This is a genomic window from Hymenobacter sp. BT188 (genome assembly GCF_014333585.1).
Taxonomy (GTDB): domain Bacteria; phylum Bacteroidota; class Bacteroidia; order Cytophagales; family Hymenobacteraceae; genus Hymenobacter.
Window position 1 is genome coordinate 175085 of sequence record NZ_JACSCW010000003.1, and the last position, 21431, is coordinate 196515.

The window sequence follows — 21431 nt, forward strand, 5'->3', positions numbered from 1 at the left end:
GGCAGAGCAATGAGAAATCAAAGATACTTGGTGGGGGCTGGAATTAAAAACGATACAGCATTTAGGTAAGATTATGCTGCACCTAAGCTGAAGTGCCAGCCACGAATGTCGATGTTTGCAACTGTAGTGGCTTCAGCTTTGCTAAGCGGGGTGCGTAGAGAGCCACCCTCCACTATTCTTCTGAATGTGGCAGCACTTTAGTAGTAAATAAAAAGCCCCCCAGCACTGCGCTGGGGGGCTTTTTCTATCGTTTTTGCTGATACACAGTAAGAATCGGGAGGTCTTCTGCCCGAATGGTATGCACCTCGCGGCCTAGTCCCATGCTATCCGGGTAGGAGTGGGGGTAGTTATGCTGGTGGTAGGTCGTGAGAAAGCACTGGACTTCCGGGCGGTTGGCATTCCAGATGTACTTAAGCCTTTTTTTCTGGTCTTCCGGCAGCAACAATGTACCACAATACAACATCCACGGGTCGCCGCTATAGGCAATTTGGGGGCTAGGATCGTGCGAAAGGACCCACTCTAAACCTTGGCGGTAGGACAGGCCCCAGTAGTCGCGGTCAAAATGCCCGACCACGGTCTGGGCGGGCAAAAAGCTGAAGTACACCTGCTGATGGGGGTGCAGGCGCACCATGCGCACCACCGTGTGGGCCACTTCCAGCCCACCCACCCCTAAGAGCACGTAGGCTAGCCCGCGCCAAGTAGTCGACCGATTGCTCCAATGTACCAAGGTGCGTACGCCCTGCACTGTGAGCAGTAGCAGAGCGGGGTAGACAAAGTAGAGGTGACGCCAGCCGTTGTAGACCACCGAGTGCAAGACTATCACCAGCAGCATCGGCCCCAGCAGCCAGACCAGCACGAGCAGGCCCAGGCGAGACTCGAGCGTGCGAAGGCCGGTCAGGCCGCCGCGTATAAAGCGCTGCAGGTCGGCCCCCATGCCTAGTAGCGCGGCCAGCAGGTAAGGTAGGGGCGTGGTGAGACTGATCCAGACCGGAATGTAGTGCCACGGAATCGCACTGCCCGGCAAATACTGTCCGAAATAGAATACTTTGGAGTGCCAGCCAAAATGGCTCATACTTCGAAAAATTGCCATAAAATTGGTGAGCGGCGCTTCCCAAAGCGCGGGCCAGCCTATAACCATAAACGCCGCTGATGCCAGCAAGTAAAACGCTGTGTTCCTGGCTAACTGTAGCTTGCTGGCCTGTTCAGCTCGAGGCCTAAACAGCAACTCAAGTCCCACCATTCCGAGGGTAAAGGCCACACTCAGAACCCCTAGAATGCGCACATCAATGGCCAGCGCGGTAACCAACGCATGCAACAGGGCGCGTTGGTAGCTGGGGCTACGTAGAAAACAGGCCAGCGAATAAATGCTCAGCGTAAATAGTGCCATGAACACGATATCCTGGGCATTATAAAACGCCTCGGCGAAGAAACGGGGCGAGAGCACCAGAAGCAAAGCTGTTAGCAGACCCCAGCGCCAGCTTTGAAAGCGCAGCGTAGCTAACTTATACAACGCGTACACTCCAGCCACGAAGACGAGAAAAATGCACAAGTGGCGCAGCCAGTAAGCGGCCTGAGTGTTGTTGCGGGTGAAGGCAAAATTTAGCAGGGCCATCGGTACCTCAAAGGCTACGCCATGGTCATTTTCGCTGTAGCCTTTGAGGGCCGGAATCAGCTCAGTGCCAGCTTGCCGGCGCACTAGTTCTGGCGCCAGCATCTCCCCGACGTACTTGATGTTGACCATGCCATTGAGCTTGTGACGTGGCTCATCCACGGATACGCCGTAGTCGCGATGCAGCAGCAGACCCGTGAGTAAGAGCAGCCCGAAGAAGAGCCCAACTACCCTACGGGCAGTTAGCAACGACTTCAAGAACGACCCTAAAAATGGCATAAGGCAAAAAGATAAAGCAGCTTACCAGCGCTTGAATACCGAAAAGATGCGCAAGCCATCGGCCCGGATGGTATATACCTCCCGCCCTAAGCTGTCGGGGTAGGTTTTGGGGCGAGCGCCGTAGTAATGGTAAGCGGTCAGAAAGTAGCGGGCTTCCGTGGGCGTCTCTGCCTGGCTGGGGATGTAGTGCAGACGCGTACGCTGACTGGGGGGCAAAATCAGCATGTTATTGTCTAGGTAGCTCGGGTTGCCGCTGATAGTTATCTGCGGATTTGGATCGTGGGCCAGCACCCATTCCAACCCTTCCCTGTAGGACAGGCCCCAGTAATCCAACTCAAACAGCCGCTCGGCCGTGCTGGGGGGCAAAAAGCTGAAATATACGTACTGATGCGGATGAAGCCGAACCATGCGTACCACAGTGTAAGCGCCTTCCAAGGCAGCAGCGGCGAGTAGCATGGTCGCGGCCCAGGCCCGCAATCGGGAAGCGTGGCGCGAAAGCGTATACAGATGTTGCAGGCCCCAAACGGCCAGAATTAGCAACGCGGGATAGATAAAAAACAGATGCCGCCACGCGTTGTACAGAATGGAATTCAGCCCGATAACCAGCAAAGGCGGTACCAGCAGCCATAGCAGCAGCAACAGGTTTTGGCGGTGCTCCGGCGTCCGCAGAAACGGGCGCCACGGCCGTAACAAAGAACGCAGCGTTAGTAAAAAGCCCCCCACGGCCGCCAAAGAGTACGCTAAAGGCGTCGTGACCAGAATCCACCCTGGAATGTAGTGCCAGGGCATCGGATCGACAGGCAAATGAATGGTGTTGCCCCAATACAGAAGCGTGCCTTTGAAAGGGTATTTACTTAAGCTGTGAAAGGAAGCCAGTAGGTTCGTCAATGGCGCCTCCCAAAGCGCCGGCCAGCCGATGAGAATAGCGACCGGAGTAATGGCCAAATACAGCAATGTACTCTGTACGAGCTGCCGATTAAGAACCCTTTGCTCATTCGACCGGGATAACAACTCCAACCCCACCATGCCCACTGTGAAAGCTACCAGCAGCATACCGAGTATGCGAATATCCACCGTAAGGGCCGTAACCAAGGCGTGCAGTAACGCTCTTGGAAGAGAAGGCTGCCGGATAAAGCAGAGTAAGGAGTAAATGCTGAGCGTGAACAACGCCATGAAGACGATGTCCTTGGCATTGTAAAACGCATCGGCAAAAAGACGAGGCGAAAGCACTAATAAAAGCGTCGTAAGCAGGCCCCAGCGCCAGCTTTTTAGGTATAAACTGCTGAGCCGAAATAATGCGTACACCCCGGCCACAAAGACCAGAAAAATGCACAAGTGCCGCACATAATAGCCGACTTGGGCGTCGCCCCGCGTGAGCACGAAGCTCACCAACGCCATCGGTATCTCAAACGCGACGCCATGGTCGTTTTCTATGTAGTTTTTGAGTGGCGGAATGAGCCGGTAACCAGCTTGATTTTGAACCAGAGTAGGCGCTATTAGCTCCGCGATGTACTTGACATTCACCATCCCGTTCAGCCGATCCACCCGCTCATCGGCCGATACGCCGTAGTCGTGGTGCAGCAACAGGCCCAGCAGAACGAGCAAGCCAAAAAATAAGCTGACAATAAAACGTTGACGACGAGTCGGCAAAATCTTGTTAATCAGGCTGCTAAGGTGAATCAAGCTAAGACGTATGTTTAATTCAAGTAAGACTCAGATGGCGCAGGGTTGATCATTAGCTGCGCTGACCTTCAGTACAATGAGAAGAGCTAGGATACATCCCTCCACCGTTAGGTCATTTCACTTCGCTTCTTAAAAATCTGTGTCGAGCCCCAGCCGCTGCTTCATCTCGCGCAGCGATGGAAACTTCTCAGCCAGATATTCAAACTTATCAGCCGAAGTATACAGCTTACGCGCGGTCTGCACCTGCTCCCCCATAATGGGCTGCACCGTGAGGCGCGGATAGCCCGTACGCCGCCGCAACTCCGTCAGAAACTCAATTCGAAAATCGTTGAACTGATCAATCTGAATAGGATTATCAACCAGTAGCTCAATCACATGCTGCTCATTAGCCGTCACCGCCCGGTTCAGCACCATGTACTCGCTCATGCGGTCCTGGGTCCGTTTTTCCTCTTTCAATTCCTGCCACACACGCTGAAGCAGTTCTTCATCCACGGTGGGTAGGCCCAGAGCAGGACCGCTCGGCTCAGCCACTTCCTGGGGGGCATTTTTGACCACCGCAGCTTGCTGGGCTACCTGTGCTTTCAGGTCTTTCAGACTCGGAATCTTACTGCCACCATTCAGCGGCTTCAAGGAGGCCAATGAGGGAGCGGGGGGCAATTTTGGAGTGGGCGCGGTTTGGCCCGGCTCGTGGCCAGCCACACTGGGCGCGCCGGTATCCACGTGCGGAACCGTATCAAGCACCTGATGCTGCTCCGTTGGCAGGTCAGCCTCTTCATCCTCGATGCTGGGTGTGTCGTGCAATTCCTCGACGCCACTTTCCACCGGAATTATCTCCTCTGGTTCGGCTGGCGCTGAAATGAGTTCTGATTCTACTAAAGCCGTGCTGGGGGGCATTTTGGCCGCTCCATTGCTCGAAGCTGAAGGAATAGCCGCAGGCGTTCCTGACGCGGGCGCTGCTGTCGGCTGCGCTATTGGGGCGCTGGCTTTAGCTATAATAGGCGACTGGGGAGCATTCTGCGGCGCTGAGCTACTTACGCTACTTTTTTTTTTAGCCTCGCCGTTGGAGCCAGCGCCCAGCTCGCGGGCAAACTGCACGGCCCCATTCAGATACGTCAGCTTCATCAGCGTCAGCTCCACGTGCAGACGCTGGTTTTTAGCTTGCTTAAACTCCCGGTCGCACTGGCTCACCAGGTTCAGGGCCGAGAGCAGAAAGGGCAGCGGAGCCGCCTGCGCCTGCCGCACGTAGCGCGCCCGAATGCCTTCGGATACTTCCAGCAGCTGCACCGTCACGGGGTCTTTGCACACCAGCAAGCCCCGCAGGTGCTCGGCTGCCCCCACCACAAAGTTGTGCAGGTCGAAGCCATTCTGCATGATTTCCTCCAGCAAAAGCAACGAGCCAGAGAGGTTTTCACTCACCAAAAAATCAACCAGCCGGAAGTAATACTCATAATCCAGAATGTGCAGGTTCTGCACTACATCCTGATAGCGGAGCGAGTTGCCCGAAAACGTAACCATCTGATCAAAGATGGACAAAGCGTCGCGTAAAGCGCCATCGGCCTTCTGCGCCACCAGGTGCAAAGCGTCGGGCTCAGCCGTAATCTGCTCCTGCTTTGCGATATAACCCAGGTGCCCCACAATGTCATCGACCCGAATCCGGTTGAAGTCGAAGATCTGGCAGCGCGACAAAATCGTGGGGATGATCTTGTGCCGCTCGGTGGTGGCCAGAATGAAAATGGCGTAGGAAGGTGGCTCTTCCAGGGTCTTCAGAAAGGCATTGAAGGCCGCGTTGGAGAGCATGTGCACCTCATCGATAATATAGATCTTGTACTTGCCGGTTTGGGGGGCGTAGCGCACCTGCTCCACCAGCGAGCGAATATCCTCGACAGAGTTATTGGAAGCTGCATCCAGCTCGTGCACATTGAATGACGCGTTCTGGTTGAACGAGCGGCAGGATTCGCACTGGTCGCAGGCTTCGGTTTCGGGCGAGAGATTCTGGCAGTTGATGGTCTTGGCCAGAATGCGGGCACAGGTGGTTTTGCCCACCCCGCGCGGACCGCAAAACAGGAAGGCTTGGGCCAGGTGGTTGCTGACAATGGCGTTTTGCAGCGTGGTAGTCACGTGCTGCTGCCCCACCACGCTCCGAAAAGTGGCAGGACGGTACTTACGGGCCGAAACGACGAAATTTTCCATACTTCTATCTACAAAGATACCCTGAAAGGAAAGGAACCCCAAGTCAGAGCTTGGGATTACATGTGCTGGAACAAAAAAGCCCCCCGACAACGTTTTCTCAGTGATGTGCGTACATTCGCACCCCGCTCTTCGGTGCGGGCATCGTTCTTTCTAATTTGGGGCTGACTGGAATTGACAGCTTGTGCAGGTCGCGAGTAAGCGTGTCAGGAGTTGAATGGATCTCCTGTTAAAAAGTCATTCAAACAGTAAATGGCGAGTATAGCTACGCCATGGCTGCTTAGTCTAGGTACTAAGTAATGCCATCGTTCCGCATCCGTCTTCCTTTTCACGGGTGAGCACGGGACGTCGTAAGTAAAGGGATAGTTTGGGTAGAGGTGTGATGCTCAGGCGAAAACAACTGCATCTAAGGGAAATTCAAAGGCCTGATGTGCGCCCGGATTTCTCCGACAATTCAAGCATAGATACACACGTAGAAAGCTCGTCGGTTTCCTTGTCTGGACCAGGGTTCGAATCCCTGCAGCTCCACTGAATAGGCCTTCCTGGTATCGGGAAGGCCTATTTTTATTTTATACTGACAGTTTTACTGTCAAAATCCTCCATTTTTGCATGACAAGCATAATAAAGCCACTTTAAACAACACATTGCTCAATGTCATTTTAACGGAGAATCTGGTGTGGCTCTTATAGACGGCCATTCCGAAGTAGCAGGATAATTTGAATATTAATGAGCGGTGTATGGCGTTAAGCTGGTCTACACTGGGACTAGACGCAAATCTTAAAGTAGAGTAGCTAGGGTAAACAAAAGCACCAGTTTTGATGACAAAGATCTTTTATTCCACTACCAAGTCGAGTTACTAATCTTTCGCAATTATGGGTGTAAGGTTTGGTACACCCATAATTGCGATGGAGGCTTTTTAAATGCAAACTGTGGTTTTACAAAAGCATTATTTTGTATTTGAAGTCTCTTTCTTCTAAGAGTGGGCCGATAGCCGACATGCGTTTTCTATCTGCTTTAATATCTAGTGGATCTTCGCTGGCTAGCACTTTCTCTACTACATATTCATCACTAGCGCATCCTTCCGAATCATAGCAAAGCAAATACTCACCCGGATCATTGTCTTCGCTCTCAGGATAGCTTAATATAAGACCACGACGTAAGCCGTGCTCTTGAACCGGCAAAAGCGCGTCCTGGATGTGCCTCGTTTTATCTTTTATAGCATTGTAAGTTTCTTTAAGGAGGGTAGCTTGGGCTCGAAGCTTTTGTTCCGCTTTGTTAGCTTCATCAAACTGATCATGTCCTATGATACTGTCTACTCCAAAAACAGCCATTTTGTCTTCAAGGGCTTCATGTTGGATATTTATTGCGGCGATTAAGTCTCTGGCAGAAGCGCGATGCTTGCTGCATTGACGTAGCAATGTAAGAAGGGGGGTAACCATTGAAGACATGAGATAGGGGTTAAGTTGAATAACCCAAATTTACGTTATGTGATACATTAGCTCAGCACAGATTACCTATTAATATGATAGCTGGTTGTGGTACAAATGCTGCCTTATAAATAACTGTAAGCTCAACAAGGCGCGGAGCAATCCTGTATTTTACCCTATGGTCACCGAGAAAAATATAGCATGTGCTCTTCTCACTGGGGTAGTACAAAGCTAACTACGCTGTTCACCGGGCTTTTCACCGGGCTTTCGGCCCAATGGTAGGTAATCCATCCCGGTGAAATGGAACCAGACGGATGCCATATGCTCCTGATATCCCAGATCCCGTGCGCTAATTAATTTTCACCTGCGTTGGGCTAGGGAGCTGTGCGATTACATAGGAGAGATCACGTACTAGCCCAACCAGGCGAATTTATGTCGTATTGATTGCGACGCGGGCAGATTTTAGATCCCCTTAGGTTCGTTAGGTAGGCGAATGGAAAATAGATCCTCCTGGGCTTGAAAGCCTAGGTGCTTAAAGCTCTTAGTACAGATGATATTTTGTGACTGTATAAGTATATCCAATTAATCCATTTATAGGATAGCCGCTAAAGGGTAAAGTTCACATTCACATTTACTTTATGTTGCGCTTGTGACTAAGTAAGGTAAATGAGGAGCGTAATGTTGACAATGATCATGTGCTAATTAGAATTTCGTAGTCTTTATGCGTTTAAGGGGAAGGTTAATATTTTATTAAATGGCTGACAATCAAACAATTGATCTAATAGGCCAATGCTGTATTCTCATTTTCATTATCGTAACTATCATATTTAGAGGTACTTACTGTGTTCTGGCGACGATTTTCGTTGCTTGCATGGGCGAAGCCCCACCACCCGCACAGGGGTTGGGGTGCAATTGCAGAGGAGCGGCCCCGCTATGTGAGGATGGAAATGAGTACCCGTAAGCGTTTAGATAGGAAAGTGGGCGCGCTGCCCCACCAGAGGATCAGGGGTTAAACCGGCCCATCATCGCCTCCTTTTAGCCGTTTTCGGGGATGCAATCGACCGCCTGACCGCGCAGGTAGTCTTTAGCCTTCGCGCTGCGAGGCCTCCGGGCTGCCATCAGACCACCCCATTCGCGACTTTGTTTAATTAACTTCCTGATAGATTGTTAATTAACCCCTTATTTTACGTATTTATATGGTCCCTGTCCTTATGGACAGCACGTCACGCACTACCCGCAGGGTGCAATTGCACCCTGCTTTTCAACGATATATGAGGATGGACTTAATTAGTTGAGGCTGAAAAAGTGCGTAAAGAAGCTTGGACGAAGCAAATAATAGTAACCAGAAAAGCCTTGCTAGGAGATGCAAATACTACAAACGCTCTTTAATGTTAAGACATAGAGCCGGATTTAGGATTCAATAACCTGTGTAGAATACGATTGCGGTACAGGTTTATGCTAGTGCTGCGCACTTCTCATACTTCAATGCGTACTGGAGCAGCACCTAAATCACCATTTCGCCAGCGGACTACTGGGTCTTTAATGGGTGTGTAAGTCGGTTTTGCTGTAAGGGCTGCGTGGATAAACCAAATTTCGTATTGTTCCCCTTTTTGTTTCTGCCAAAGGGTAAATGCTACACGCCATTGCCTTTCACTTACTTCAAAAACCGTTTTTTTTATCTCGGAAGTAGCTTTTACTTCAATGTAACGGATAATCTCATTATTTCTTTTTACAATAAAATCACATCCTTCACTAATGGTTTTTTCAGTGTTACCGTGAATCAATTCATAATGAATTCCTTCGGTGATATTGAAGTACCGCACATAGGTAGAAGTATTTTCTAATCGAGTAAAGGAGGCGTCTACATTATACTCTTTCTGCAATTGTTTCCACACGACTTCCTCGCCTCGTTCACCTATACCTTTTCGCAGGGTGGGACCGGGTTTAGCAGAAAGCGTGCTGCTACTAGATTCGGCAGCGCTGCCATCATGGATACCCTTCTGTCGTTCTCCTATTTCGGCCGGTGTAGTGATTGTCGGTTCAAATGGACGTTCCATAAAGTTATCTACATCGAGAGCCGGAGCCTGTTCCAGTCGTTTCTTCTCTTGTTCTCGCTGCGACTGCTGCTTGGCCCGTTGAGCTTGAATTGCAGCCTCTATATCTATTCCGTCGGCCACAGCTTGTTTATAAGCATCCCAGCGTGCTTTTTCGTCTGGCAGCATTTGTTGTTCCAAATGCGCACGAGCAGTAGTCTTCCAGTTTAAATTTTGCAGTAGATAAAGAGATGCTTCACTCTCTCTAGCATATGTGGCTGGTAAGCTTTCAAAAATAACTTCAGTAACTGGCTGCCATTGTCCCTCTCCATCGGGGCCCACTACATATAGCCAAGGGGTATTTTCTAGTAAACGTCGCAGATGGCTTGGAAAAGAAGTAAGGCGATCGGTACCATAAAACCACGAGTGACGCCCATTTAAGGCATTGAGACTTTTGATTTGGCTAACTGCTTTTAGTAAAATCTCCCATGTCAGAAAAGAAAGTTCTGGAGTAAAAGGACTTACGTTGAGCATCTCATCGAATCCTTCGAGCTTATAATCGAGGGTAGACGTAGAGCGAGTTGAATGAATACCTTGCAGCGATTGCTTATGGGCTTCAGAAAATCTTGGGTCGAATTGCACTACCCATGGATGGTCATATTTAAAGCCGAAGCCCTTCAACAAATTATCCCATTCTTTTACCCCACTGTTCTTGTAAAAGTCAGCATCTACGAGTGAGATGCCTTTGCTGTGTTGAAGGTAACTGTGTAAAGATTCGTCCGGTAAATAGGCTTCTTGAAAAGAGCAAAAAACGACCTTTTTACCCGGCTGCGTCAGTGCCCTCACGAACCGCACGTCGGAGTCTTGCACCATCTCCACTAACTCGCGCCGTTTTTCACTTCCTAGCGCGTATGCAGCTGCTATAAGTCGAAAATGCCGAAGTGCCGATTTCTTGTTTGGTGTAAAACCATCATTGCGGGAGTAGAGCGGCAAAATATTAAGCCGAATCTCATCAAGTAGATCAGGTTTTTTAATGCCTAGTTGAGTTACAAAGTTGCGAGCTGGTTTTGAGTCAATCGTGGCGAAGTCTAAACAGTTAGCCCGTTGTTCCAAGACTCCATCTTCAAACGGCAGGAATACTTGAGCTTTATCATCAGCATCGAAAGGAGCAGAGTACGCGTTGCCACGCAAGCGCATAAAAGGTTGATAGCGTAAGAAGCCAGCAGACCGGGCATTACCGCCGGAAGTGGACTTTTGCCATAACCCAACTTGTCGCGCAGTACCTAAAAAGCCATACAACTTTCGCATCCAGGCTGCTGTTTGAGCGCTCAGGAATGTAGGAGTAAACAGTTGCACCGCAGCTGCGGCAGAAATTTCGGGTATCTGTAGCTCCTGCTTCAAGTAAGTGTACAGAGTTGGGGTTGCGTCGGCTGTGATAATAGGAGGGAGCCAGTGGGAATGGCCTGGCCATAAGAACTCAAGCTGCTTGCGGGCGTCAAGAAGACTTGTCAACTCGCGGCTGCCGGCTAACAATAGCTGTGTAGCTGGCTGATGGTAGCGTTCGTTAACGATAGGCAGAAACGCTTCCTGTGAAGAAAGTGACTCTTTTAAGGCCTGGAATAATTTCGTGTAAATAGGACTTCGGTTGTATTCCTTATCCGGTCTTGCCAGAGGGAGTAAGTTGAGCGTTCCTACTGTTAGCAGATTGTGCTTTTTAAAATATGGCAGCGTTTGCTGAAGAAGTGCCCCCAGTTCATCCATAAGGCTATTATTCACGGCCAAACCTACCTTAAGGTTCTCCCTTGAGGGCGTTGTTACGAAGGGTGCATGAACAAGAAAATGTAGTGAAGTCTTATGCGTAGTCTCAAAAAAAACGAAAGCAAAACTGTTTTCCGCTGGAACAAGCTTAGTAGGGCCCTCTTGTTCTGATAAACGGAAAGCTAGTGCCAGCCGCTGAGGCGCTCTTAATTGCTGAAAGTCAGTATGCTGTACCGGAGCTTGAAAAAACAGGTAGCGTTGCTTAATTATATCATTGTCGTTTACCACTTCTTCCAGCGACTGAATAGACGCAAGAGCGGTATCAAATCCCACGTGCCCACGCTTACTAATAATTCGATGCTCAGCTCCCCAGCTCATCTGAATTTCACCTAGGTTTCGCAGAAACAGCAGATTGAATCCCTCTAGCGTCTGCAATTTGGTTTCAATAGCTTGGTAAGTACTACCTATCGCTTCTTCGCCTCCAGCAAACGGTAACGTAATGATAGTGTGGTCATATTCAGCATTTACTGAGGTAATAATGGGTACAATGTAGTCTTCAATTTCAAAGTCGAAATTCCCAGACTGAATACGGGGGCGACTTGTAATCTTGAAAACTGACTTGAAGCCAATGCCAAAGCGGCCAATCTTATCCTGATTAGCCTTTTTTTCATTATCTGTATTACTGATACCTGTAATTGCATCAATGTCATGGACATCAAATGCCCTTCCATTGTGCTTAATAACGAGTGCCGTCGGCAGCAAGTAAAGTTTTATCCATGTTGCTTCGGCGTCCTCAGCATTCTGCAGCAATTCATAGATAAAGTGCGCTTTTTCAGAATATAGTTCTGATAGAACTGTTGATAAATCAGAGTTCCTTTTGCGCAAAGCATCACGCAGTGCTTTACAGTCGTTTACTAATTGTGTGAGAGGCACCTTATAAGAATTTTAACATTTTGAGATATGACTGGCTGATTGGATGCCAGAACTGGACGACGCACGACCCTTTAGTGACCAAGTATTGTAGAATATTGAAGAAAATAGATGAAAAAATAGGGGTTCAATATCCCCTGTAAAGAAACTCAGCTACTTAGTATAAAACGATAGGAGTTTATAAGTTGTAGCAAGAATAGAGACGGTAAGTTCTTACTCAATAATTCAAAAATATATATTTATATATAATCAACTTTGCTAATGATACGCGCTTAGAACCCTTGAAATAGGATAAAGTCAAGTGCTTTGTAATGTTATTTTATGGATAGATGAGTACTTTCAGCCAGCGTTTGCTATGCCGCAATTCGCTTAATACCCCTTTATGATTGTATATCAGAAAACTAAGCTAGAATTCCTCGACGACGTTCTTTCCAATAATGTTGAAGTTATTATCCAAGGCTTAGTCCTAAATAAATTAGGCCGTAAGACCGCACAGCCAGAAATTAACTCATGGCGAAACTCTATGATGTACATGAATAATGTGCTCATGGATACCAAGATTCCAGATGATAGCGGCGTGAGCATTGAATACCAACTCCCTCACGCAGGAATGCGCATTGATTTTGTTCTCACCGGCCAAGACGAGTATGGTACCGACAAGGCTATTATTATAGAGTTAAAACAGTGGTCAGAAGCCATCGCCACCGACAAGGATGGTGTTGTTTCAACTTATCTAGGCAAGAGTCTCCAAGATGTCAGCCACCCCTCTTACCAAGCTTGGTCTTATGCGGCATACCTGCAAGGCTTTAACGAGACGGTTTATACCGATAATATACATTTGTTGCCCTGTGCGTACCTACATAATCACCCCGACAACGGTGTGCTTACCAGTGCCCATTATGCCGATTATGTAGCCAAGGCTCCATTATTTTTGAAGAGTGATGCGGTGAAGTTGCGCGAGTTCATCCGCCAGCACGTCAAGCATGGCGACAAAACAGGCATTATGTACCGCATTGAAGGCGGACGTATCCGCCCTTCCAAGCAGTTAGCTGATGCGCTAGTTAGCACGATGAAGGGTAAACAAGAGTTCATCATGCTAGATGAGCAGAAGATAGTATATGAAACAGCCCGTAAGCTCGCCGCCAAGTCCAGCGACGAAAAAAAGCATGTGCTTATCATCCATGGCGGCCCTGGGACTGGTAAAACAGTAGTGGCTATAAATCTGTTGGTCAACCTAACTAAACAGGGCCTACTAGCAAAATATGTAAGCAAGAACTCGGCCCCACGTGCTGTGTACAAGCGCTTGCTCACTGGCCACATGAGTAGGTCTCAATTCGATTCCCTATTTGTTGGGTCGGGTATTTTTACTCAAACAAAGGAAAATACCTTCGACGCACTTATTGTAGATGAAGCCCACCGTCTTAATAGGAAATCTGGCCTTTTTAGCAAAGGATTTAATCAGCCCATGGAAATAATTCGCTCTGCTCGATTCAGCGTGTTCTTTCTAGATGAGGATCAACGCATCGCGGTGCAGGATGTGGGCAGCGAACAGGAAATACGTAAGTGGGCCGACCAGCAAGGAGCCGAAGTACACATGTTAAAGCTCGAATCGCAATTCCGCTGCAACGGTTCAGATGCCTACATGGCTTGGCTAGACAATGTACTCGACATCCGCGACACGGCTAACCCTACTTTAGATGGTACAGACTACGACTTCAGGGTGCTAGACACCCCGGATGAGCTACAGCAGCTCATCTTCGAAAAAAACAAAGAGCGCAACCGTGCCCGTATGGTAGCTGGCTATTGCTGGCCATGGGTAAGCAAGTATCCCAACAAAAAAGGTTATAAACCTTTCGATTTTGACTTAACACCTACCTTCAGACACAAATGGAACCTGGCCGACGATGGTGGTCTGTGGATGATCAAATCTGACTCGGTCAGCGAAATCGGCTGCATCCACACTAGCCAAGGACTGGAGCTTGACTATGTGGGCGTCATTATTGGCCCTGATCTGCTGTTGCACAACGAAAGAGTAGTAACCAATGCTCTAGCCCGTGCCCCAGATGATAAGACAGTCCATAAGAAGAAAGAACTGTTAAAAACGGTAGAAGGGCGGGCCCAACTGGACCTTATTATCAAAAACACTTACCGTACCCTCATGACCCGCGCAATGAAGGGCTGCTATGTATACTGCACTGACCCAACCACAGCTGTCTACCTGCGTCACCGCATCAGCAACCCTGTATAACCAGCGGGCTCTTTCATTAGTCAATATTCTTATTACTACACTAAATTCATTCTTGCCCCCGATATCACTTGTTTCCTTGAGCCGCCCTAGCAGCATTACACTTAACCATTACTATCGAGCCGCTTACGGTGTATTTTTTCTATTTACCTGCAAGCACACCTATTACATCTGCAAGGTTCACCCCTTTCTAGTCCTGCCTAACGGACTCAACATCATCTAAAGAGGTCGCGCACAAACTATTTTTTCTTCAGCTGCGCCTTACTCACTTTCTGGTTTTTCATTAACCCTAAAGCTAGTTAGCATACTTCCGAGAATCCGCCAGCGATTACCTTACTCTTTCAATTTCCTTTACACACTTGCTTAATACGTTTTTTCAACAACTCGCTACTTCCCTATCCACTTCCTCCGCAAAAACACTTTTACTCGTGTGGGGACTTTGTGTGGCTAGAATTAACAATAACTACTTTTCGACAGCCAAGCAATGAGACTCGTCGCCATGTATATCGAAGACCATGAATACTTGTTTGATGGACCTCAATCAGTAAATTTTGGTGGGAAATTTTTGTACTCGTTCAGCAAAGGTGAAAGCGCGGATAACATCATAGTGACTAGGGAAGCCAATTCCAGTTTCATTGAGGGCTTTTTTAATCTAACAAGTTCAAAATCATTAACTACTAATCTCAGTGCCATTGTTGGCCAAAATGGCGCAGGCAAATCGTCTTTGCTAGATATTATCCGAAGCACTTTCATTAGAAACCAATATGCTTTGCCCCAATCGCGAAGTTTATTGTTAGTCGAATCAACTATAGAAGATAAGGTTTTTGTGCTGCGAAACGACTTTGACCAAATCTCATTAAGTTATAAGGTGACCGACGAGAAAGGCAAGTCTAAAGACAAGGTTGAGGAGTTGACTTTGACGCCTAACAAGAAGATACAAACACTATATTATTCGCCTCACTTCGATTATAAGTACAATCCTAATTTTGATAATATAGATGAATATGATATTTCATTTGACAGAATTTTAGAGGAAGATTTGGAAGAATTGAGCGAGAAGGATACAAACGATGGCGGTAATTCTTATTCGATTAGCCAAGAGCTAGTATTTAAAAACTCTCTCCGGCAAATTGAGTTCTTGAGTTCCGACCTGGTAACTAAACACAATATCTTCAGAGACATTTATCCTTTAAAGGAACATGGTAACCCCATTCTTGAAATTCGGGGTTACAAGAAAGCGGAACGAGACTGGAACACTCCCAATGGATTCCGGCAAATACTCGAATTAATTAACAATAAAAACGAGCAAGAGCTTGGAGATTGGGCGAAAGTTAGAGACGATGGAAATTTAGATCAGAGTGAAGTACATAAGTATATTTTCAAGAGAGAAGTTATAACAGCAATTCTTTCTATCATTCATCAGCAAATGGAGAAGGAAAATCATTATCTCTCAGAAGGAAGATTCCCCTTTGCAGATTTAAAGGATAATTTAGATAAATTGAGTTCCTATGAACTACTTAATTTGTTTATTGAAAATGCTGAGATAGGCAAGGGAAAAAATTCGAGTAGAATATTGGCAGAGTCAGGGTTGCGCGAGCTCATTGACAAGATATTCTCAGCTGTAGATGATATTCATACCGAGCCTTTAGTAAACAATCGCGCGTTCAGAACTTCCAAAGAGAATGCAATAGAAATTCTGTCACTGCAGAGAAAATTTGTCAATACGTTCAATCGATACTACCACCTATTCGTTAAAGCGGATAAAGACTATACGCTTTCAGACAATTACAAAATCGAAGGCTTTGTCAACTACATGCCATTCGATCAAAGGCTCAGTTCTGGCGAGCATGCGTTACTCAATCTATTTTCAAGAATCTATCATTTTTTGGCAGTCAATCTTAGAGATAATCAATTCCGCAAGTTACATGATCATTATATCGTTTTGCTGGACGAAGCAGACCTTTCTTTTCATCCCACTTGGAAAAGACGCTACGTGAAAGCGCTTTTACAAACACTGCCTTTCTTCTTTGAACAGCTCGATAAGCATCCTTCTATCCAAATAATTTTCACTACCCATGACCCCCTAACCCTTTCCGACTTGCCCAACCAAAATGTGGTATACCTCAAACGTTCAAGCTATGAAGAGGTAACCAATGTGGTCGACTATAATGACGAAGATCGACCTTCTAGCACATTCGGTGCAAATATTTCTGAGCTACTTGCTGGTTCATTCTTTATGGACGGGGCCCTAGTTGGAGACTTTGCTCAGGATGTTATTCACGATACTATTAAGTGGCTTAAATCAACGAATAAAGAGAATTTTGATCGGTATAGCAAGATTATTAAAATGATAGATGAGCCAATTGTGCAAACAAAATTGGCCGAAATGTATGATGAGAAAATGACTGATAATTTACAGGTGTCAGTTATAGATGACCAGATACGCAAGCTTCAAGAACTGAGAAATAAATTAGATAAATAATGTTGCATATTCCACCGCATAGCCTTGTGGTTTTAAAAGCAAGGAGGGCTTTTTATAAGGCTATGATAGATTTCGTGTTCGAACGAATAGATAATATACCTAAGTTGAAAAACATAAATACCAGAATAGCTGTGTCTATGTTTGATTCATTTATTAATGATAATATAGATGGTATACTTATTGGTGACCCTAAAGAATTAATTGTTTATAATTCAAATATTGATCCTTTAATTAAATCTGTGCCGGATTTTAGTGTTGCAGTTGAATACGTATTTAACTATGAAGTTTTTCGAGAAAAGAAGAAGATAAAATACTGCGCGTATAATTTGGCTTCCGATTTGGGAATAGATACGTGTGTGTACTGTAATAGGAATTACACTAGCACTGTAGTGTCTAAAAATGGCAGGAAAATAACAAGGCCACAGTTTGATCATTTTTTTGATAAAGCTGATAACCCCTTGTTGGCTCTTTCCTTTTATAATCTTATACCTAGTTGCTATGTATGTAATTCTAACATTAAAGGAACTAATAAAATGAATTTGAGTAAACATTTGCACCCATACATCGATGACGGATTATCCGATATCGCATTTTCTTACGACTATTCACGCTCAACCCCATCAGGCCTCGAAATAAAGATTATAACGCCAAAATTATCTAAAGCCAGTAATACTATTAGTATTTTTGCGGTAGAAGAAATATACAACGCGCACACCAGCGAATTAAGAGATCTTATTCGATTAAGAACTTTCTTCTCAGAACGTTACTTTGATGTCCTTAGTGCAGGCCTCCTAAAAGGAGTAATTGTATCAAAGCCAGATTTATATCGGGTCGTATTCGGTACTGAGTATACTACCTCAAACTTTGTAAAGAGACCTTTTAGCAAATTTAAGAGTGATATTTTAAAGGAACTAGGTGTTATCTAGCTCAAGTGCTAATGTGTCCCTAAAACTAGATTATTCTAAGCTGTTTATTGCTTCGGCTCGGTTATATAGACGTCATCGTCTGACCATAGGCAGACTTATTGACAAATTACATGCTACCGTGTTGGCATCTCGAGTTGAGGACATAGTAAATAGAAGCACAGGAGGCAATGCTGTCCCAGATGAGGAAACCGCATCTTCAGAGTGGAAGGTAATTCTTACCACCTTAAGATTTTTTTAGACATATGCACCTTATCTTATAGTATAGTATGGTTAGCAATTTTTGTCACTTAATTACTTGGCTTTACTAGGGATCTTAGGCCTGTCGACCCTAGCAAAAGCATGGGAGTACTGAACTAGAAGTACTTGATAACCGATTTGTCACTTGCTCGGGAAAATTACTGGGGCTATAATATCTATGCCTTAATAATACCACTGAAAACTCAGCAGAAATGACTTCCTACTTAGCCAGAATGAATGCCTAAGCTTATGTATGAAGCATGCTGGCTAGAGTAGCTACCTTTGTTATCTTCAGTTTTAGGTAGTGCTCTTGACTGCAACCAGTCTTCTATGACCATCCATCACCCCCTCAACGAATTTCTCTACAGCCTCTTCCCCAAAGCACAGGCATTTGGCCAAAATCCTGAGCAGCTCATTGACCACCTAACCGACTTCTACACCTTCGGCCCCTACCGGCCCACGGTTACTATCCAGGGCGACCGAATAGAGGTCAGGATCGATACTCAGACGATCCATTCGCAGCAGGCAGAGTATCAAAAGATCTTGCGGCTATGTGAGGCGGGCCAGTTTCGCCAGGCCCTGCCGCGACTCCGCAAACTCATCGAGCTAAATCCCACCATATCCGAATACCAACGCGTATTGGGGCAGGTGCTGTCTGAGTTGGGTCAACCCGACGCCGCATTGGATGCACTTATCGACGCCCTGCGCTGGGATCCGCGCAACGGCTATGCCCTGATAATGGCCGGTAACATTTATGCCCGCCAAAAGCAAGATCTGAAAGCAGCGAAGACTTTCTACGATCAGGCCCTCGCCCTAAATCCGCGTGACTTTATTGCCATAAATAACATGGGCAGCAACCTGCTACAGTCAGGCCGTCCTGCGGAGGCTGAGCGCTACTTTGAAATAGCTCACGAGATCGAGCCCACCTATCCTAACACGCTCTACGCCCTGGCCATGGTGCGCCAGCAGCGCCACGACTACGCAGCGGCCTTTGAACTGGCTACCCGCGCCCTGCGCTACGCCCGCCCCAGCGACCCCATCCTGCGTGCTAGCCTAGCCCTAGCGACGGAGACGGCCACGAAGTATCTCCAGAATATCCTTACCTATTCCATTGTCACTGAGTATCAGGAGCGGGTAGAGAACCTAGCGGGAAAAGAAATTCGAGTCGAAGGAGATCCACTCATCCCTATGGCGGCTAAATTGGAAATAGCTGAAATCTATGGCTGCCCCTACCACCAAATCAAGTTTAAGTCCAACTACCCGGCGGTGGAGCACCTGATTATGCACGAGCTGGTTCACCTGGACTTCGTGCTCCAGGCCCGTGCGGCCCGCATTAATCAGCTGTTTACGACCACAAGCGAGAGTAAGGAGAAATTCCTGCGGGCTGCTGAGCCTCAACTAAAAAAATTGAGGAAGGCTGGCTATCAGGAGCAGAACGTAGCGAATTTCGTTGATTCCATCTTCGAAGGCATGATGCGGCAGGTTTACAACGCGCCCATCGACCTATTCATTGAGGACTTTCTCTATAAGGAATTTCCTAAAATGCGTCCCCTACAGTTCCTGTCGTTGTATAAGCTGCTGCAGGAGTACATCGAGGCGGCCCGCAGCAAGCAGGTAGCCGAATTTTCTCCGCCCCCCGTGCACAAGGCCAACACGGTGCTCAACCTGGTCATGGCCCTGCAGTTCTGCGACCTGTTCGGCTACAATGCTGTGCCAGACTTCGATGCTCCGGCCACTCAGGTGAAAGAGGCCGAGCGGTTGTGGAACGAGTACTTAGAGTACCGGGCCGATCGGCAGGCCGGCGAAGAGTACGAATTGGTGCAGCACTGGGGCGAGGATCTAGATATAGCTGCTTATTTCAAACTCCAGGACGAGCAAGCCGTGCACGCTGAGCTGCAAGGAACAGATATTGGCCCCATGATACCCTCCCACGTTTCGCTAGCCTTAACCAACGAACCTACTAAGGAAGAGTCACCAGTAGAAGAGGTACTCCGTCGCATTGAGCAGGACCCGTTGGGCTTGGAGGAAGCTGAGCCAGCTGACGCCCATCTGAGCCCCCTATCTTTGTCGAACAGCCCAGCGGGCGGTATGGCTGTCATGTTTTACTGCCTAGACTGGCTTAAGCACTTTGACGGCAAAAGCCGGGAGCAAGTGCAAGCGATCACCTATGAAATCGCACTGCTCGGTCGTTCCGGCCTGGACCCGAAGGACTCCTCCCAGAGATACAGCCTGGCTTCGGTACCTGGCAAGCGGTACTCGGCCCTACACCTGCTCACGGGCATGTACACGGGCTTTCAACAGCTAGACCCAAGCCTGAATACTGGCCTCGATTTTAGCCAGGAGCTGGCTATGGCCCGGAATATACACGAAGGAACAGATGAGTAGCCCCATCGACGAACTCTTAGCGCAACTGCGACAGTTTCGCGACGAGCGGGACTGGGCCCAGTTTCATAATGCCAAGGACCTAGCTCTCGCTTTAAGCATCGAGGCCGCCGAACTCAACGAGCAGTTTCTGTGGAAGTCCGCCGAGCAAGCGGATACTATCCGAGTACGAGAGGAACTTGCAGACGTGCTGCTTTATGCCTTTCAGTTGGCTGATAAGTACGGGTGGGACATTCAGCAACTTATGCAAGAAAAAATGACTCATAATGCTGAGAAGTATCCTATAGGTAAGTCTAAAGGCAATGCAAATAAATACGACAAGCAGGACTAAGAACTTTTTATAATTAGAAGCCTAATTGCGGGGGATAACCCAGTAGTAACTTAGAGCGGGCTAATTCAATTCCCTAGCAATTATTCTACTATGAAAGCAACAATTGTGCGCGATGAGGATGGCCTGGGGGAAACCCTAGTTATAAGGGGTGATGTAGAGCGTGAGAACCCAATCCGACATTTATTTAGTCTGCATGTGAACAGATACATCATTCTTGGAATGATGCACCTTAAAGCAAAAGGCCTAATTAACAATAATAATGAGGAGGAAGATGCTAGATATATACTTGGAAAACAGGCGGTTCAAAATTGGCCTGCAACCCTGACTGAAAACTTAGCTGAACCCGCACCTCAGTACTTAATTGACTTACTGAGCGCTGAGGACAAAAACACACAGATCCGCTTACTCAGAGGAGCTACAATCACACCTGCACAACTAATATCGTTTGTATGCAAAGCATGGGAGAAAGGATTTACATACAGTAAATACTCAGCTCACCATTCGCCCAACGGTATAGATCAACTCGAACTACCACATTTATTTAAAAAAGAGGACGATGGAACTGTGAAAAAGGTAGGGGGTACATCTATGAGTGATGGGCAATTGAAACAAGTCTTAGAGCATAGGAAGGTAATTGTTGCTACGATACTAGATAAAAGAGCTGATTGGCACTGCTTTTTCGCTACATATAGAGGATTAGCAGGAAAAGAAAATTATAAAGGAGGTCAACCTCATATGCATTATATTTCTAGTAAATGGGGTATAGTTACAAGGCAACAAGTATTAGATGGGATCTCTGCAGGCACATATATATCTAATAATGCACCTCATATCGACTTGTTAGATCTTGAAAATACTTCACTGAACAATAGCTAAAAAGCTTCTTCATGTCTTCTGATGAATTAGGATTAGCTATTTCATA

11 protein-coding genes and 1 other RNA gene are annotated in these 21431 nt (G+C 47.0%); 7 read left to right on the forward strand and 5 right to left on the reverse strand.

Annotated features, from left to right (window positions below; genetic code table 11):
* Nucleotides 1–244 precede the first annotated feature (244 nt).
* From H8B13_RS08915 to H8B13_RS08925, 3 genes are all read right to left on the reverse strand, one after another.
* Nucleotides 245–1888, reverse strand: a complete 1644-nt coding sequence (locus H8B13_RS08915) for a hypothetical protein (RefSeq protein ID WP_187310461.1) — start codon at nucleotides 1886–1888, stop codon at nucleotides 245–247.
* A 21-nt stretch (nucleotides 1889–1909) separates the two neighbouring features.
* On the reverse strand, nucleotides 1910–3571 hold the full coding sequence (locus H8B13_RS08920) for a hypothetical protein (RefSeq protein ID WP_187310462.1): 1662 nt from the start codon (nucleotides 3569–3571) through the stop codon (nucleotides 1910–1912).
* A 129-nt stretch (nucleotides 3572–3700) separates the two neighbouring features.
* Nucleotides 3701–5761 carry a DNA polymerase III subunit gamma/tau gene (locus H8B13_RS08925; protein ID WP_187310463.1) on the reverse strand — a complete coding sequence of 687 codons (2061 nt, stop codon included), beginning with the start codon at nucleotides 5759–5761 and terminating at the stop codon, nucleotides 3701–3703.
* A 157-nt stretch (nucleotides 5762–5918) separates the two neighbouring features.
* Between H8B13_RS08925 and ssrA the strand changes: the two genes are divergently transcribed.
* Nucleotides 5919–6289: a transfer-messenger RNA gene (gene ssrA, locus H8B13_RS08930) on the forward strand.
* A gap of 404 nt (nucleotides 6290–6693) precedes the next feature.
* Here ssrA and H8B13_RS08935 read toward each other — a convergent pair.
* Together H8B13_RS08935 and H8B13_RS08940 are read right to left on the reverse strand one after the other, a co-directional pair.
* The gene (locus H8B13_RS08935) at nucleotides 6694–7206 is read right to left on the reverse strand and encodes a hypothetical protein (protein WP_187310464.1); all 513 of its coding nucleotides are present in this window, start codon (nucleotides 7204–7206) and stop codon (nucleotides 6694–6696) included.
* Between the two features lie 1454 nt (nucleotides 7207–8660).
* On the reverse strand, nucleotides 8661–11909 hold the full coding sequence (locus H8B13_RS08940) for a sacsin N-terminal ATP-binding-like domain-containing protein (protein WP_187310465.1): 3249 nt from the start codon (nucleotides 11907–11909) through the stop codon (nucleotides 8661–8663).
* A 520-nt stretch (nucleotides 11910–12429) separates the two neighbouring features.
* Here H8B13_RS08940 and H8B13_RS08945 point away from each other — a divergent pair.
* The 6 genes from H8B13_RS08945 (at nucleotide 12430) to H8B13_RS08970 (ending at nucleotide 21385) form a co-directional block, all read left to right on the forward strand.
* On the forward strand, nucleotides 12430–14154 hold the full coding sequence (locus H8B13_RS08945) for a DUF2075 domain-containing protein (RefSeq protein WP_222841387.1): 1725 nt from the start codon (nucleotides 12430–12432) through the stop codon (nucleotides 14152–14154).
* Nucleotides 14155–14635: 481 nt separating this feature from the next.
* Nucleotides 14636–16633 carry an AAA family ATPase gene (locus H8B13_RS08950; protein ID WP_187310467.1) on the forward strand — a complete coding sequence of 666 codons (1998 nt, stop codon included), beginning with the start codon at nucleotides 14636–14638 and terminating at the stop codon, nucleotides 16631–16633.
* The gene (locus H8B13_RS08955) at nucleotides 16633–17559 is read left to right on the forward strand and encodes a hypothetical protein (protein WP_187310468.1); all 927 of its coding nucleotides are present in this window, start codon (nucleotides 16633–16635) and stop codon (nucleotides 17557–17559) included. Before H8B13_RS08950 ends, H8B13_RS08955 begins: the two co-directional genes overlap by 1 nt.
* Before the next feature lie 567 nt (nucleotides 17560–18126).
* On the forward strand, nucleotides 18127–20181 hold the full coding sequence (locus tag H8B13_RS08960; protein WP_187310469.1) for a tetratricopeptide repeat protein: 2055 nt from the start codon (nucleotides 18127–18129) through the stop codon (nucleotides 20179–20181).
* Nucleotides 20174–20509, forward strand: coding sequence for a nucleotide pyrophosphohydrolase (locus tag H8B13_RS08965; protein ID WP_187310470.1), 336 nt, complete (start codon nucleotides 20174–20176; stop codon nucleotides 20507–20509). The genes H8B13_RS08960 and H8B13_RS08965 overlap by 8 nt, the downstream gene beginning before the upstream one ends.
* A gap of 90 nt (nucleotides 20510–20599) precedes the next feature.
* Complete coding sequence (locus H8B13_RS08970) at nucleotides 20600–21385, forward strand: hypothetical protein (RefSeq protein WP_187310471.1); 786 nt, start codon at nucleotides 20600–20602, stop codon at nucleotides 21383–21385.
* Nucleotides 21386–21431: the final 46 nt, after the last annotated feature.